The 15,670-nt window shown below is 36.5% G+C and carries 17 protein-coding genes and 1 riboswitch; of the genes, 6 read left to right on the plus strand and 11 right to left on the minus strand.

Going from position 1 to position 15,670, the window contains the following annotated elements; all coding sequences use genetic code 11:
- Positions 1-52 precede the first annotated feature (52 nt).
- The 5 genes from JEOSCH030_RS00970 to JEOSCH030_RS00990 are packed head-to-tail and all read right to left on the minus strand — an operon-like array spanning position 53 to position 3,621.
- The gene (locus tag JEOSCH030_RS00970; protein ID WP_185124761.1) at positions 53-646 is read right to left on the minus strand and encodes an alpha/beta hydrolase; all 594 of its coding nucleotides are present in this window, start codon (positions 644-646) and stop codon (positions 53-55) included.
- Positions 647-668: 22 nt separating this feature from the next.
- On the minus strand, positions 669-1,280 hold the full coding sequence (locus tag JEOSCH030_RS00975) for a flavin reductase family protein (protein WP_185124762.1): 612 nt from the start codon (positions 1,278-1,280) through the stop codon (positions 669-671).
- 9 nt (positions 1,281-1,289) lie between these two features.
- The gene (locus JEOSCH030_RS00980) at positions 1,290-2,183 is read right to left on the minus strand and encodes a VOC family protein (protein ID WP_185124763.1); all 894 of its coding nucleotides are present in this window, start codon (positions 2,181-2,183) and stop codon (positions 1,290-1,292) included.
- Between the two features lie 11 nt (positions 2,184-2,194).
- On the minus strand, positions 2,195-3,148 hold the full coding sequence (gene mhqE, locus JEOSCH030_RS00985; protein ID WP_185124764.1) for a ring-cleaving dioxygenase MhqE: 954 nt from the start codon (positions 3,146-3,148) through the stop codon (positions 2,195-2,197).
- A gap of 32 nt (positions 3,149-3,180) precedes the next feature.
- Positions 3,181-3,621, minus strand: a complete 441-nt coding sequence (locus JEOSCH030_RS00990) for a MarR family winged helix-turn-helix transcriptional regulator (RefSeq protein ID WP_185124765.1) — start codon at positions 3,619-3,621, stop codon at positions 3,181-3,183.
- 196 nt (positions 3,622-3,817) lie between these two features.
- Between JEOSCH030_RS00990 and JEOSCH030_RS00995 the strand changes: the two genes are divergently transcribed.
- The 4 genes from JEOSCH030_RS00995 to JEOSCH030_RS01010 are packed head-to-tail and all read left to right on the plus strand — an operon-like array spanning position 3,818 to position 8,086.
- Positions 3,818-4,627, plus strand: coding sequence for a GNAT family N-acetyltransferase (locus JEOSCH030_RS00995; protein ID WP_185124766.1), 810 nt, complete (start codon positions 3,818-3,820; stop codon positions 4,625-4,627).
- Complete coding sequence (gene menC / locus JEOSCH030_RS01000) at positions 4,627-5,733, plus strand: o-succinylbenzoate synthase (protein WP_185124767.1); 1,107 nt, start codon at positions 4,627-4,629, stop codon at positions 5,731-5,733. The genes JEOSCH030_RS00995 and menC overlap by 1 nt, the downstream gene beginning before the upstream one ends.
- Before the next feature lie 14 nt (positions 5,734-5,747).
- Positions 5,748-6,812 carry a YkvI family membrane protein gene (locus tag JEOSCH030_RS01005; protein WP_185124768.1) on the plus strand — a complete coding sequence of 355 codons (1,065 nt, stop codon included), beginning with the start codon at positions 5,748-5,750 and terminating at the stop codon, positions 6,810-6,812.
- A 2-nt stretch (positions 6,813-6,814) separates the two neighbouring features.
- A complete protein-coding gene (locus tag JEOSCH030_RS01010) occupies positions 6,815-8,086 on the plus strand; it encodes a M20 family metallo-hydrolase (RefSeq protein WP_185124769.1) in 1,272 nt (423 codons plus the stop codon).
- Positions 8,087-8,137: 51 nt separating this feature from the next.
- Here the strand turns inward: JEOSCH030_RS01010 and JEOSCH030_RS01015 are convergent, their stop codons facing one another.
- A complete protein-coding gene (locus tag JEOSCH030_RS01015; protein ID WP_185124770.1) occupies positions 8,138-8,470 on the minus strand; it encodes a DUF779 domain-containing protein in 333 nt (110 codons plus the stop codon).
- Positions 8,471-9,991 (minus strand): acetaldehyde dehydrogenase ExaC, encoded by a 1,521-nt coding sequence (gene exaC, locus JEOSCH030_RS01020; RefSeq protein WP_185124771.1) that lies wholly within the window; start codon positions 9,989-9,991, stop codon positions 8,471-8,473.
- A 191-nt stretch (positions 9,992-10,182) separates the two neighbouring features.
- Here exaC and JEOSCH030_RS01025 point away from each other — a divergent pair, with 191 nt between their 5' ends.
- On the plus strand, positions 10,183-10,521 hold the full coding sequence (locus JEOSCH030_RS01025; RefSeq protein ID WP_185124772.1) for a DUF6176 family protein: 339 nt from the start codon (positions 10,183-10,185) through the stop codon (positions 10,519-10,521).
- 38 nt (positions 10,522-10,559) lie between these two features.
- Here the strand turns inward: JEOSCH030_RS01025 and ribH are convergent, their stop codons facing one another.
- Genes ribH through ribD form a run of 4 tightly spaced genes read right to left on the minus strand, consistent with a single transcriptional unit; the run spans position 10,560 to position 13,839 of the window.
- The gene (ribH, locus tag JEOSCH030_RS01030; RefSeq protein WP_185124773.1) at positions 10,560-11,021 is read right to left on the minus strand and encodes a 6,7-dimethyl-8-ribityllumazine synthase; all 462 of its coding nucleotides are present in this window, start codon (positions 11,019-11,021) and stop codon (positions 10,560-10,562) included.
- A gap of 13 nt (positions 11,022-11,034) precedes the next feature.
- Positions 11,035-12,204, minus strand: coding sequence for a 3,4-dihydroxy-2-butanone-4-phosphate synthase (gene ribB / locus JEOSCH030_RS01035; RefSeq protein WP_185124774.1), 1,170 nt, complete (start codon positions 12,202-12,204; stop codon positions 11,035-11,037).
- Complete coding sequence (locus JEOSCH030_RS01040; RefSeq protein ID WP_185124775.1) at positions 12,197-12,811, minus strand: riboflavin synthase; 615 nt, start codon at positions 12,809-12,811, stop codon at positions 12,197-12,199. The genes ribB and JEOSCH030_RS01040 overlap by 8 nt, the downstream gene beginning before the upstream one ends.
- Positions 12,796-13,839 carry a bifunctional diaminohydroxyphosphoribosylaminopyrimidine deaminase/5-amino-6-(5-phosphoribosylamino)uracil reductase RibD gene (gene ribD / locus JEOSCH030_RS01045; protein WP_185124776.1) on the minus strand — a complete coding sequence of 348 codons (1,044 nt, stop codon included), beginning with the start codon at positions 13,837-13,839 and terminating at the stop codon, positions 12,796-12,798. The genes JEOSCH030_RS01040 and ribD overlap by 16 nt, the downstream gene beginning before the upstream one ends.
- Positions 13,840-13,964: 125 nt before the next feature.
- Positions 13,965-14,092: riboswitch (FMN riboswitch) on the minus strand.
- A gap of 137 nt (positions 14,093-14,229) precedes the next feature.
- Here ribD and JEOSCH030_RS01050 point away from each other — a divergent pair.
- A complete protein-coding gene (locus JEOSCH030_RS01050; RefSeq protein ID WP_185124777.1) occupies positions 14,230-15,648 on the plus strand; it encodes a phosphate--AMP phosphotransferase in 1,419 nt (472 codons plus the stop codon).
- Positions 15,649-15,670: the final 22 nt, after the last annotated feature.

Consider the following 15,670-nt stretch of genomic DNA (forward strand, 5'->3'; position numbering starts at 1 on the left):
AACTTCTCAAAGAATTAGTGTACGGCTTTTATCTTATCTACTTGTTTACTTTTTATCTATTTAACCATGCTCTTCCATGTTCTACTGCTTCTGATGGTAAGGAGTGACCATTCACCCATATCGACGTTACATCGGCATTGCCATCTTCAAAAATATCAATAACATGATTGCTTTGTTCTTCTGGTACAATAGGGTCTCCTTTACCTAAAGACAGGAAGATTTCTGCTTTTGAAAAATCGATATTTCCTTCTAAGTTCTTAGGGTATAACGGTGCAAATAGCATTGCTTTTTTGAAGGTTTCAGGATGATTAATCATCATATGCATTGCGATATTTGAGCCATTAGAAAACCCTACAAAAATAACATCTTCTAAACTAAAGTCATGTTCTTGTGATTTATCTTTAATAAAATTAACTAGTGCTTCAGAACGCACTTCTAAATCTTCCCAGTCATAATTTCCTTCACCAAGGCGTCTAAAGAAACGATTCATACCATTTTCTTTTACTTCTCCACGTACACTTAAGACGTTATAATCTGGTGCTAACACCTGAGCAAGTGGTAAGAGGTCTGTCTCACTACCTCCTGTACCATGTAGTAAAACAAATACTGGTGCATCTTTCTTATTTTCTTTATAAATATATTCCATTAAAATTCAGCTCCTAAATTGCTTATGGTCTTTCTATAGAGAAAAATTCTCCTATTTTAGCATAATCTTGTCCTGCCAATCTTCCAACTGCCGCAAGTTTTCTAACGTCGATATAACCCGTGTCTTTATCGTAGATTTCTTTAGCTAAATGAAAAGTTTCTATTCTTAACATGAGCACATCTGCTGTCACTTCATCTCCGTTATATATTTCAGTGTGATTATATAAGCTGGTCTCAAATCTCACCTTAGCTTCCTCTAAGCCTGGAGGTTTCACGACTGAAGATTTGACAGTGGTAAAATTCGCATAGTTTAATTCACTGTCTTCAGCAGGTAAGTGTCTTGACGTTTGATTGGCCAAGGCCACATTATCTTCATCAACAATGTGCACGACTGCTTCTTGATTACTGATGATGTTTCTAGCAGTATCTTTCATTTGTCCATTAATTCTCTGAACAGAAACCGACACTATTGCAGGTCTGTAAGAAATAATATTGAAATATGAAAAAGGTGCAACATTGACGACTTCTTCATCTGATTGACTTGAAATAAGTGCAATAGGTCTAGGACCTATTGCGCCAATCAGAATTTTATTTTGTTCTTTTATAGTGAGCTCATCACTTGAATAACTTTGCATATTGGTCACCTACAAATCCAATTTAGGCATAGTTCTTTCATATTCTTCTCTTCTATCTTCGTATTGTTCTGGTAGTTGCAATGATTCACCTAAATGCTCAAGTTCTTCATCGACGTCAAAGCCAGGATCGTCTGTAGCAAATTCGAATACCATATTCCCAAACTCACCTGTATAGACTGATTTAAAGTAATTTCTATCTCTGACATCCGTCAATCTCAAACCAACATTTTCTAACTTTTCACGCCACTCTAACAAACTAGTCAAGTTAGGGACTGACCATGCAATATGATGAACAGTTCCTATACCAAATCGTCCTCTTGGACGTGGTGGTATTTCAGTGATTAAGTGATGTCTTTCTTCACCTACTGTTTCAAAGTGGAAGTTTCTATCATTCGATTGGATAGGACTTAGACCCATTTCTTCAGTGAGTAATTTACTAGTTTCTTCTGGACTAGTTGATAACAGTACTGCACCATGAAAACCAATGATATCTTTATCAGTTTTTTCTTCTTGTCCTTCAACTAAAGCAAGTTCTAAGCTGTGAACATCATCAAATTCGAGAATATCCTGACCAAATAATTGAGTAATACGGTTGTTAATTTTGTGCTCATCTAAATGTTTTTGCCAAGCACCCATTGATCCTTTAGGAATTCTAAATGCAATACGTCCAATTTGACCACTGCCTTTAAGTCCTGGTCGATCTACCAACCAGTTAAAGAAAGTAATGATAGTTCCTGGGTTGCCGTTGTCATCCCCGAAGTATAAGTGATAAACACCTGGGTCATCAAAATTAACCGTTTGTTTAACAAGTCTGAGTCCTAAAATATCTCTATAAAATTTAATGTTTTCGTTTGGGTCTCCAACAATAGCAGTGATGTGGTGAATTCTTTTAATAGCTTCCATAATCTATCTCCTTATTTACTTCTTTTAGTATCAAATGGTCTAACTTGTGCTTCAATTACTTCTCTTTTAGGCTCTAAGAAAGGTGGTAAAGCTAAACTTTCTCCTAAAGTCTCATAAGGCTCATCACCCATGAAACCTGGTCCGTCTGTCGAAATTTCAATTAGGATATGCCCAATTCTTGCATACAATGCTTCGAAGTAGAATCTATCTACTAAACCTGAGTTTCCAATACCCATAGTACGGTATTTGTTTTCCCATTCTTCTATTGCTTCATGATCTTCAACTCTGAATGATACGTGGTGAACTTCACCATAACCTTGTCTACCTTCTACTCCTTGGTCTTTACGTAGAATAACTTGACCACCATTTCCGCCTTCACCTACATCTAATAGCGTTACATCATCTTTTTCTAACGTTACCTTCATGCCGTAAATATCCACTAAGACCTTTTTGAAATCATCATAATAACTTACAGTAATCTCAATAGGGCCAAGTCCATAGATTGCTTTGTCTTCAGGTACAGGTCCATTTTTCCACGGTGTTCCAGGTGCTACACCTTCGTTATTTTCATCTGAAAATAACTGGTAGCGTTGCCCATCTTCTTCTTCAAATGGTAAGACTTTTTTACCAAATAAATCTTGAATACCTTCATGTTTTACACCAAATTCATCAAAACGTGCTTGATAATATTCTAAGGCTGCATCATTTGGAACTCTTAAACCAGTTCTTGTAATCGCATTTGTTCCACGACTACCTCTAGGATTGTTTGGGAAATCAAAGAATGTCATATCTGTACCAGGTGAACCTACATCATCAGCAAAGAAGGTGTGATATGTTTGAATGTCATCTTGGTTAACAGTTTTCTTAACAAGTCTCATACCGAGTACATCTGTCATAAATTCATAGTTTCTCATTGCATCATTTGTCATCGCTGTAACGTGATGTATTCCTTTTAAATTAGTCATTGTAATTCCTCCATATAATATGAAATATCATTTTATTTTAGTAAGCTTTCTGCGTGAATTCCTATTCTCTTAAATAGATCAATGGCCACTGCGACTTCTGAGTCATTTAATTCTTCAAAGACAGTATTTATCAGTGCTTCTTGTTCTACCACTCTCGTCTCCATATACTTTTTTCCTTCGTCAGTAATACATAAAAAAATCTTTCTTCTGTCTTTTGGACAAGGTTTTCTATAGACAAAACCTTTATCTTCTAACTTATCGATGACATAGGTAATACTTCCACTACCCATGAGAATCTTTTTGCCGATTGATTGTATTGCTTGATCACCTTTGTGATACAAGAGCTCTAGTACACCGTACTCATTAAGATTAATCTCTTTCTTTAAAAAGTCTTGCTTAATTAATTTCTGTACAGACTGAGATGATTTTATAAAGACCGTAAATGCTTTAATTCTCGAATTTTGTTCTGTCATCTGTCGCACCTCCAATTAATTCGAATTTGAATATATTAAATTTAATCTATATTTAGTATAAGGGCACTTTCTCAAAAAATCAACCATTTAATTTCGAAACTGAAATAAATCACTATACTGACTTGTCTGAATATTAATTGTATTTAGACGATTATTGTGTTATCTTTATTGAAAATTAATTTAAAGAGGTTAAGCAATGATAGAGATAAAAGAATTGACGACGATTGAAGAATTAAAAGCTTTAAAACATATTGAAAAGGCTGTCTGGGACATGGATCCTTTACCCACACATCAAACTCTCACCGCCGTTAAAAATGGCGGTCTTGTTATTGGTGCATATGATGGGGAGAATTTAATTGGCTTCTCTTATGGCTTTGCCGGCTTTAGTGGAAGTCAAACATATCTGTGCTCACATATGCTCGGTATTATTGATAATTATCGCTCTAAGAAAATTGGAGAAAAATTAAAACAAAAGCAGCGACAAGTTGCACTTAGAAAAGGCTATAGCAAAATGCATTGGACCTTTGATCCTCTTGAGACAAGAAATGCCTACTTAAATCTTTCAAAATTGCGGGGCATCGTTGATGTTTACATAGAAGATGCTTATGGGGCAATGGAAGATGGTTTAAATAAAGGTTTACCTTCTGACCGTTTTGAAGTGCATTGGTTTTTATCAAGTGAGCACGCTGATAAATACTCACCACCTACTATTGAGGCCGCTTCACTACTTAATAAGATTGCCTACAATAATGATGTTCCGACTTTTGGGGAACATTTAGAAGAAACACTATCACAGGAAACATATGGTGTTGTGGTCCCTAATAATATCCAGGAACTAAAGCAAGATGCTCCTGATATTGCTTTGGACTGGAGACTAAAAACTAGACGTCTCTTTCAGGAATTAATTACAGCAGGTTATGCCGCTGTTCATTTATACCCTCATGAACGAACAGCTACTTATATATTTGTAAAAAAAGAATCATTAAATTTAGGAGATGAACAGTAATGAGAATAGAGAAGGTTACATTGAGATTGATGGAGATGGAAATGAAAGCACCATTCACCACTAGTTTTGGTACTTTTAAAACACGAGAATTTATACTTGTAGAGGCTGTCGATGCTGATGGTACAAGTGGTTGGGGTGAAACAGTTGCTTTTAACGTTCCTTTCTATAGTGAAGAAACAGTTAAAACAAACTGGCATATGCTTGAAGATTACTTGATTCCATTGATTTTACATAAGGAAATTGAACATCCTGATGAAGTAAATGAAATCTTTGCACCAATCCGTAAAAATAATATGGCTAAAGCCGCTATAGAAGGTGCAATCTGGGATGTCTATGCCAAACAAAATAACATGAGTCTTGCCGAGGCCTTAGGTGGTAAGAGAGAAAGTATTGATGTAGGCATCAGCATCGGTATACAAGACACAGTTGAAGAATTAGTTGAGATTGTTAGAGGTTTTGTCAATGAAGGTTACAAACGCATAAAGGTTAAGATTAAACCCGATTGGGATGTTGAAGTTATGCGTACTTTAAGAAGCGAATTCCCGGATACAGCTATTATGGCTGATGCAAATTCCGCCTATAGTTTAAATGATACAGCGCTCTTAAAACAACTGGATGAATTTGATTTGATGATGATTGAACAACCACTCGCTTCAGATGACATCATCGATCATGCAAAACTACAAAAGGAGCTCTCTACACCCATTTGTTTAGATGAAAGTATTCACTCATTAGAAGATGCTAAAAAAGCAGTGGAATTAGGTAGTACAAAAATTATTAATATAAAAATCGGACGCGTGGGTGGTTTAACAGAAGCTGTTAAAATTCATGACTACTGTCAAGAAAACAATATCCCAGTCTGGTGTGGTGGCATGTTGGAATCAGGAATCGGACGTGCACATAACGTTGCCTTGACTACTTTGCCTAACTTCACTTTACCTGGCGACACTGCAAGTTCTAGTCGTTATTGGGAAAAAGACCTTATTGAGCCGGAAGTTGTCTCCGTAGATGGTCTTATCGAAGTACCTAAAGCTAAAGGTATTGGCTATGAAGTTAATTTAGAAACAGTAGATCAATTTACAGTAGATAAGAAAGAATTTAACTAAATGAGGTCCGGTATATGAAGCAGAGTTTAAAAATTGGTAGTGCCTTCGTTGGTCTAATTGTTGGTGCAGGATTTGCATCCGGCCAAGAAGTCATGCAATATTTCACAAGTTTTGGTATTTGGGGTACAGTCGGAGCAATTATCACCGGCTTACTCTTTATCTTTTTGGGCTATACTTTCGCTCAGCTTGGCGCAAGCTTAAAGGCCAGTTCCCACAGAGCAGTTCTTTATCACATAGGCGGTAAATATATCGGGCCTATTCTCGACTTAGTCATTACCTTTTTCTTATTTGGTGTCGCTGTCGTAATGTTTGCAGGTTCGGGATCGACATTTGAACAAATGTTTGGAATTTCTCCTATGGTTGGTAGCATCATCATGGTCGTTCTCACTATCTTAACCTTATTGTTAGACACTAATAAGATTATTAGTATTATCGCAGCAGTCACACCGTATTTAATCGCTGTTATTTTAATCATAGTCGCTTATTCCATTTTCACCATGGATATATCTCTAACAACTGCAGACGCTATTGCTAAAGAACAAACATCCGCTTCATCTAACTGGCTATTAAGTGCATTTTTATATGTCTCATATAATATTTCAGCTGGTGCTGCCCTACTCATTATTATGGCAGGACAAGTTAAAGACAAAAAAGTCGCTGGCATTGGAGGCATTATAGGTGGCGCAATTTTAGGTCTCTTAATCTTATTAATTCACACGGGTATGTTAGTAAGAATTGATATCATTCAAGGTGTTGATATGCCTACTTTAGAACTTGCAACAGCCATTCATCCTGCAGTGGGTATTCTAACTGCTATCGCTCTCTTAGGGATGATGTACAATACGGCAGTTGGTATGTTTTATTCATTTGCAGCTAGGTTCTTCACACCTGATACAAAGACTTTTAAAATCGCTGTAGTCATAATTGGTGCGGTTGGATTTTTTGCCAGCCTATTCGGATTCACAAACTTGGTAAGTTCAGTTTATTCTCTAATGGGCTATCTAGGCTTTGCATTGATTATTCTAGCTATCATTGCCTGGTTCAGAAAACTAAAAGATAACAATCTTAAGGAGGTATAAATATGTTAGAAGAATTACTCTCTTCCTACGATAAAAATCTATCTAAACATGGCATTGACGGCGAACGTTTAGCCAGCCGTCTTGAAGAAATATCAAAAATTGGTCGTTTAGAAAGCGGTGGAGTTTATCGCCAGGGATTTTCTAAAGAAGAAAAAGATGCAAAAGCACTTGTGTCTAAGTGGATGACAGAAGCAGGTTTAACCGTCGAAACTGATGCTGCTGGTAACGTCTTTGGTCGTCTTATAGGACAAGATGATAGTCAATCTATCGCTTCTGGTTCTCATCTTGACACTGTACCAGCTGGTGGGAATTTTGATGGTGTACTTGGTGTCTTAGCTGCTCTTGAAGTAGCAGAAGCATGGCAAGCTAATAACTATAAGCCACAAAAGTCATTTGAAGTGGTAATCTTTACTGATGAAGAAGGTGCAAGATTCTCAAGTGGAGTGTTTGGTAGTCGTGCTTTTATGGGTTATTTAGATGATGATTTACTAGCATCTTTAGAGGATGATAAAGGTCAGAATCTAAGTGAAGTTTTAAAAAATTATGGCTCTTCTCTAGAGGCATTTAAAAAAGTGAGTCGTAGAGACTGGACTTTCTTTGTTGAATCTCATATAGAACAAGGTAAACGATTAGAAAAACAAAATTTACCGGTTGGTATTGTGTCTGGTATTGCGGGACAGTCTTGGTTAGAGATTGAATTTACAGGGCTTGCGGGCCATGCGGGTAATACACCTATGAATGACCGACAAGATGCACTTGTTGCAGCAGGTCAATTTGTCAGTGATATTGAAGCTTTTCCTAGTGAATTTTCTGAGACTGCAGTTGCGACTGTGGGTAAATTTGAAGTACTGCCAAACGGTGCTAACGTTATTCCTGAAACCGTCAAACTTATTGTTGATATAAGAGATATATTCGAAGAAAGTCGAGATCAATTACTCAATAAAATTCACAAACATGCAGAGACGATCGCTTCAGACCGTGGTATCTCTTGTTCGGTTAAAAGAACTTCTAGTGTCAAACCGATTCCTATAGAAGAATCTTATAAAAAAGAGCTAAAAAGTATTTTAGATGATATGGGTATCGATAGTTTAGAAGTTCCTAGTGGCGCTGGTCATGATTCCATGAATATTGGCTTAGAAATTCCAGTTGCAATGATTTTTACAAGAAGTAAAGATGGAATCAGTCATAATCCCAAGGAATGGACAGACCTCAATGATATTGTCTTAACCACTCAAGTTCTAAAGCAATTTTTAGAAGTTCAAATGGAAAAATAAGCTTGTTTCACGTGAAAAAAGCTAGGAATCTTTTGATTCCTAGCTTTTCTTTTAAATCGGTTCACTTCTTATATGAAACCTGACTCCACGAGGGCCTTCAACACTGAACATTCCACCAATACCTTTAACTACATCTACAGTAATCTGTGTATGTTTCCAATATTCGTATTGCTTTTGATTCATATAAAAAGGTACACCTTCAATATCTCCTAAATATACATCGACATTTCCAATAATCATCATTTCTTTTTTTAAACACATGGGACTGGAGCCGTCACAGCAGCCTCCGGATTGATGGAAGATCAATTCTCCATGTTCTTTTTTTAATTCATTAATGAGTGATTTGGCCGCTTCAGTTGCTTGTACTTTTTCAAGTACCGCCATTTAGAAGAAACCTTTTGGTGATTCACTATAGCTCACTAAAAGATTCTTAGTTTGCTGGTAGTGTTCTAACATCATCTTATGATTCTCTCGGCCAATACCACTCATCTTATATCCGCCGAAAGCAGCGTGTGCTGGATAATCATGGTAAGTATTTACCCACACACGTCCAGCTTGGATTGCACGTCCTAATCTATATGCTCTATTCTGACTTCTAGTCCATACTCCCGCACCTAAGCCGTATAGTGTATCATTGGCAATTTCAATTGCTTCGTCATCATCTTTATAAGTTGCAACTGCAAGTACTGGTCCAAAAATTTCTTCTTGGAAGATTCTCATCTTGTTATTTCCTTTAAAGATTGTTGGTTCAAAGTAGTAACCATTCGAAAGCTCCCCTTCGATTTCTTTTATATTACCTCCAGTAAGAATCTCTGCCCCTTCTTTTCGCCCAATGTCTAAGTAAGATGCAATTTTCTCTTTTTGTTCATTAGATGTTTGTGCACCCATCATAGTATTCGGGTCAAGAGGATTACCGACTTTAATTTGTTCAACACGTTTAATTACACGTTCCATAAAGTCATCAAAGATATCTTCATGAACTAAGGCTCTTGAAGGACATGTACAAACTTCCCCTTGGTTTAAGGCAAACATGACCAGACCTTCTATCGCTTTATCTAGATATTCATCATCTTCGTCCATGACGTCTTTAGCAAAGATATTTGGCGATTTACCGCCTAATTCTAAAGTGACAGGTATGATGTTTTGACTGGCGTTTTGCATGATAATTCGTCCAGTTGTTGTTTCACCGGTAAAGGCAATTTTATTGATTCCTGAATGTGTCGCCAGAGCTTGTCCTGCCTCTGAACCAAAACCGTTAACAATATTTAAAACACCTTTTGGTAGTAAATCTTCAATCAGTTCTACAAGGTGTAAAATAGTCGTTGGTGTTTGTTCCGCTGGCTTTAAGACAATTGAATTCCCTGCTGCTAGTGCAGGTGCAATTTTCCAAGTCGCCATCAGTAATGGAAAGTTCCATGGAATAATTTGTCCTACAACGCCTAGAGGTTCATGGTAATGATAAGCAACAGTATCATTGTCTATCTGTGATATACCACCTTCTTGCGCTCTAATTACTCCCGCGAAATATCTAAAGTGATCAACAACAAGTGGTAAATCTGCATTCAAGGTTTCTCTTACTGCTTTACCATTTTCAAAAGTCTCTAATACAGCAAGCTCCTCTAAATGTTCTTCCACACGGTCAGCAATCTTCAGTAAAATATTACTTCTTTCTGTCGGTGATGTTAAGCCCCAAGATTTCTGTGCTTCTTTAGCCGCCTCTACTGCCTTGTCTACATCTGCTTCTTTCGAACGCGGCACCTTAGATACTACTTCTCCAATCACTGGTGATTCGTTATCAAAGTATTCACTATCTAACGGTGGTGTCCACTCTCCTCCAATGTAGTTCTCATATTGATTCTTAATTCTGTACTTAGCGCCATCTTTATTCGGAAATTCAAAGACCATTTTACAACCTCCTTGTTAATTTAATTCATCTCCATTTTAACTAAATTTACTGATAAATGTAAAGGCTTTCAATTTACAGATAATTTATCCTGTGTTACATTTTTACTAGTTAATTATTGGTAATCGTTCGCATCTATATAAATTTTCATATAGAATATAAATATAAAAGTGTGATGAGGAGGAGCGGATTTATGAGAGCTGAACTCACAAAATTCAAGGTTAAAGAGGGTAAGAGCGCCCTAGTTGATGAGTGGATTCAATATATGCAGAACAATATGGATGATGTCTTATTGAATCTTGAAGGCGAAAAAATGTATGTAGAGACGATCTTTAGAGAGGTCTTTATGGATGTTGAATACTTATACTGGTACAGTCTTCAGTCTGATAATCATGAAACTATTGTCGACGAAGACCTTGATGAAAAACATCTTGAGTATATGGATGCATGTATTGATAAAACTTTTAGACCTGCTGATATGCAAGCTGAAGTTATGATGTTACCTGACCATATCAAGAAATTTATGAGATAAACAAAAGCCGATTATCGCTTGATAATCGGCTTTTGTTTTTATATATTTTTTAATTTATTTGCCATTTCTATAGCAGTAATAGCTGCCTCAGAACCTTTATTACCCACCTTAACTCCTGCACGGTCTATGGCTTGCTCAATATTTTCCGTTGTAATTACTCCAAAAATCACTGGAATGCCTGTCGTTATACTAGCATTACTAATACCTTTCGCTGCTTCAGCACAGACATAATCATAGTGACTAGTTGCACCTCTAATAACACAACCAAGCGTTATAACGCTATCATAACGCCCTGTCTCTGCAAGTTTCTTAGCTGCTAGTGGTAGTTCAAAAGCACCTGGTACATGCAGAGAGTCAATATTGCTTGCCGTTACTCCATATTTCAAGAGAGTATGCTCTGCTCCTTTTAATAATTGCTCTGTTATAAAGCCATTGAATTCTGAAGTTACAATTGCAATCTTTAAATTTTCTCCATTCATAGATCCTTGAATTACATTCATACGATTATCTCCTTTAAAGTAAGTGTCCTAACTTTTCTCTTTTTGTATTTAAGTACGATGAGTTATATTCATTGCCAGAAACAATATGGGCTTCTCGATTTACCACAATACCTTCTTGTCTTAAGCCATCAATCTTTTTAGGATTATTAGATAGTAGTGTAACTTCTCTAAGGCCTAAATGTTTTAACATTGCTGCTGCGACATCGTATGTTCTTAAATCTGCATCAAATCCTAAATGTTCATTGGCTGCTACAGTGTCATAACCTTCTTCTATATACTCATAGGCCTTTAATTTATTAGCTAAGCCAATCCCTCGACCTTCTTGCCTCATGTAAAGGATCACACCATCTTCTTTAGCAATAATTTTTAAAGCTAAGTCTAATTGTTCTCCACAATCACAGCGTGCACTCTTAAAAACATCTCCAGTGAGGCATTCTGAATGAATTCTAACTTTCATCTTGTCTTTTATCTCACCATGCACCAATGCGATATGTTCCTTACCTTGTCCATCTGTATATCCATACATTTTAAAATTACCATATGCAGTTGGCATGTTGACAGTTGCTTCGTGCTGAACTAGTGTCTTATTTTCAATATACGATTTTAAGTCTTCAATGCTGATCATTTTAAGTCCATGTTTTTCTTTATACACTTCTAAATCATCTAGGCGTGCCATGGTGCCATCTTCATTCATAATTTCACAAATCACACCAACAGAATTTGCGCCAGAAAGTTTTGCTAGGTCCACTGCTGCTTCAGTATGCCCTTGTCTTTGTCTTACACCCCCATCTTTAGCAATCAATGGGAACACATGACCGGGCTGATTAAAATCGTGTGTTGTTACATTTTTATCTGTGAGAGCTTTTATTGTTTCAAATCGCTCATAAGCACTAATGCCCGTCGTTGAACTCACATGATCAATCGAGATTGTAAATGCGGTTTTAAACTCATCACTATTATGAGTAACCATTGGTATTAAACCAGCATTTTTTGCTATGTCACTGGAAATTGGCGCACATATTAATCCCCTAGCATGTGTAGCCATAAAGTTAATTGCTTCTGCATCAATATAGTCAGCAATCCCAACTAAGTCGCCTTCATTTTCTCTATTTTCATCATCAGTGACTATGATTAATTCACCTTTTTTGAGCGCAGTCAGTGCACTATCAACGGAATCAAACATGTAGCTCACCTACTTTTCCATTAGTCCTCAGATGCTCGACATGTTTTATAATCATATCTGTTTCAATATTTACAGCATCTCCATGTGTTCTGTAGATGATATTAGTTTCTTTTTGAGTTTCAGGAATAATATTAACTGTGATTGTATTCTGCTTATGATCCACAGCAAAGAGTGTTAAGCTGATGCCATCTAGAGTGACTGAGCCCCTTTCAACCATATATTTCATAAGAGACTCCTGACATTTAAACTTTAATACTAAGGCAGCACCATCTTTCGCAATATCTATCACCTTTCCAGTCCCTTCAACATGTCCTGAAACTAGATGACCACCTAATCTATCAGACAGTCTCATCGCTCGCTCCAAGTTAAGTAGGTCTCCTTCTTTCACTTGACTTAGATTAGTCAGTCGCTTGGTTTCATTAATCACATCAACTGAAAAAGAGTGCTCTTTTAATTTCGTCACTGTTAGGCAGACACCGTTGATTGCAATTGAGTCTCCAATATCTAAATCATTAAATTTTGTATTTTTAATCTCAAAACTAGTCACTTGCTTTGTATTTTGGATGTTTAAAATTGGTGAAGTCGCTTCGATTAATCCTGTGAACATTGTCGAGTCCTCCTGTAGGTAAGTTTTATGTCTGACTCGAGTTTTTCAACTTTGTGTAATATCAAATTATCAACAGTTACTTCTTTAGCTTGATGAATTTGATATTCAGAATAACCAAATATTTTCGGGGCAATGTAAATAATGAGGTCGTCGAATAAGTTATTATTTAAAAATGAAGTCAGAATTGTTGAACCTCCCTCTACTAAAAGTGAATGGATGCCTTCTTCTAAACAAATTTTTAGAATTTTATCCAACTCATATTCTCCGTAGTAGATTTGAAATTCATTTGAAAACTTCAAATTATCTTTATTTGTAGTAAATACTATTGGTTTTAATGGATGTTCAAATATATTAAGTTCTGACGATAAAAGTTTAGAACCTAACAAGATGACAGGTCTGATTTCTTTATCAATAGCTGAAATGCGGACGGTTAAATGCGGATTATCTTTTAATAAGGTGTTGCCACCAATTAAAATACCATCATGTATGCTTCTAAGCAGATGAACATCTTTCCTAGACTGTTCATTGCTCACCCAATAGCTATCACCATTTTCCCGTGCAATTTTGCCATCTAAGGTCATCGCCGTCTTCAAAGTGATAAATGGTCTGTCTTCTTTTAATTTAATATTAAATGGACGGTATAATTCAAAAATTTTAGGATGTTGAAGAAGGATTACTTCTATGCCATGAGCTTTTAATACTTTGAGACCGTCTACCTTACTATTGTGGTCACAAGAGGCGTAAAATACACGCTTTATTCCAGCTTCGATGAGTGCATCTGTACAAGGTGGCGTTTTACCATGATGTGAGCACGGTTCTAAAGTGACATAAATGTCTGCTCCTTTTGGTGATTCTGTACAAGCTTTTAAAGCAGCTCGTTCCGCGTGATTTTCTCCTTCTTTTAAATGTGCTCCAATACCAATGACACGTCCATTTTTGACAATTACCGCACCCACTGGTGGGTTGGCACCTGTTTGACCATATACCGTTTCTGCTAAAGAAACCGCTAAATTCATATACTGGTTCAAGTTTTACCTCCTGAATTAAAAAAGCGCCGATGGATATATCCATCGGCGCTAATAATGTATGCTAAATAACACTGTTAAAATTAACAAGGTTAAATAAACGTAGTTGTAGTACTACGCTGTGCTCATTATTCTTTCTACCATCCAGACTATACTGTCGGCTTCAGATTTTCACTGAATCAGCCATGCATGAAACATGCACAGGTCGCGGGCTATCACCGCCGGTTGGGAATTTCACCCTGCCCCGAAAGAATTGTATTCAGTTGAAAAACTCTGTCTAAACTATAGTACATTACTCAGAAAAAGACAAGATTACTAGCTCAGACCAAGTGAACCATGAATATATCCGCTTATTATAGGGAATAGTCGAACAAGAAAATTGGGGGCGATGAAATGACAAATCTTGAAGATAAATTAGCTGAATTAAGTAGAGAAACTCACACTCAAGGTATACCACTCATGATTGTAATTGAAGGTGCTCCTGCCTCAGGTAAATCTAGACTTGCTAATGCTTTATATATGACCCTAGATGCAAAATATACGAATTTCATAGCCAATAGACCACCTAGAGAGTCATATTTACGCTATCCTTTTTTACATCGTTATTGGTATCATTTGCCTAAAAGCGGGGATATAAATATACATTTTAGAAGTTGGTACTCTCAACTGATAGAACAAAAGGATTACCATCATACACATAACTTAAGAACAGATTTACCAGAGCTTGAAGCGGACATAGATAATTTTGAGAACACCTTAGTTAATAATGGCTATGAAATTATTAAGCTATATATCGATACGGATGAAAAAGCAAGAGAGCATCATATTGATAAACTAAAATCGAACCCTATACTACGCTGGAAAGCTGAAGAATTCCAAGAACAATTGATCCACCATGACTATGAAAAAGAAATGAGCTATTTTTTAAATAAAAAGACCGTTAGTCCTTGGTCAATCATCCATTTTCATAAAAAATCTCAAGCCATTGATGATATGTATAAAGTCATCATTCAAAGACTCCAGAAGCGCCTTGAGTATGAAAAAGACAAACAGACAGAAAGAATTAATGGTGATTTTTCTAATAACTTTAAGACAAAATTATTTAACTTTGACTTTGCAAACGAAAAAATTGATAAGCAAGATTACAAAGAACGTCTATTAGAGCTTCAAGAAAGAATGCGAGAAATACAATTTCAACTCTATCAAGAAAAAGTGCCTTTGATTCTCGTTTACGAGGGAATGGATGCTGCTGGAAAGGGTGGAAATATTAAACGGACAAGAAAGCCTTTAGATCCAACAGGCTATACTAACAACGCTATTAGTGCCCCTACTGATATTGAGCTTCAACATCATTATCTCTGGCGTTTTCATAAGCGTATTCCACGCACAGGCCATATCGCCTTCTTTGATAGGAGTTGGTACGGAAGAGTATTAGTTGAAAGAGTAGAAGGCTTAGCTAACCGAACAGAATGGCAACAAGCCTACAAAGAAATTAATGATTTCGAACAATCTCTTCACAACTCAAGAGCAATCATCATAAAATTTTTCTTATCCTTAGATAAAAACGAACAATTGAAACGCTTTAAACAACGACAAGAAACGCCTGAAAAAGAGTGGAAAATTACTGCTGAAGATTGGCGTAATAGAGAAAAATGGGACTTATACTTAGAGGCATCTGAAGATATGATTGAACATACATCAACTCTCTTTGCCCCTTGGTATGTTATCCCTGCTAATGACAAGCGCTATGCGAGAATTACTGCTTTAGAAACTATTATAAAAATATGTGAAGTTCATTTAAATGGAGTATAATAAACCTAATCAACAAACTAGG

The sequence above is a fragment of the Jeotgalicoccus meleagridis genome, assembly GCF_903994045.1.
Classification (GTDB): Bacteria; Bacillota; Bacilli; order Staphylococcales; family Salinicoccaceae; genus Jeotgalicoccus; species Jeotgalicoccus meleagridis.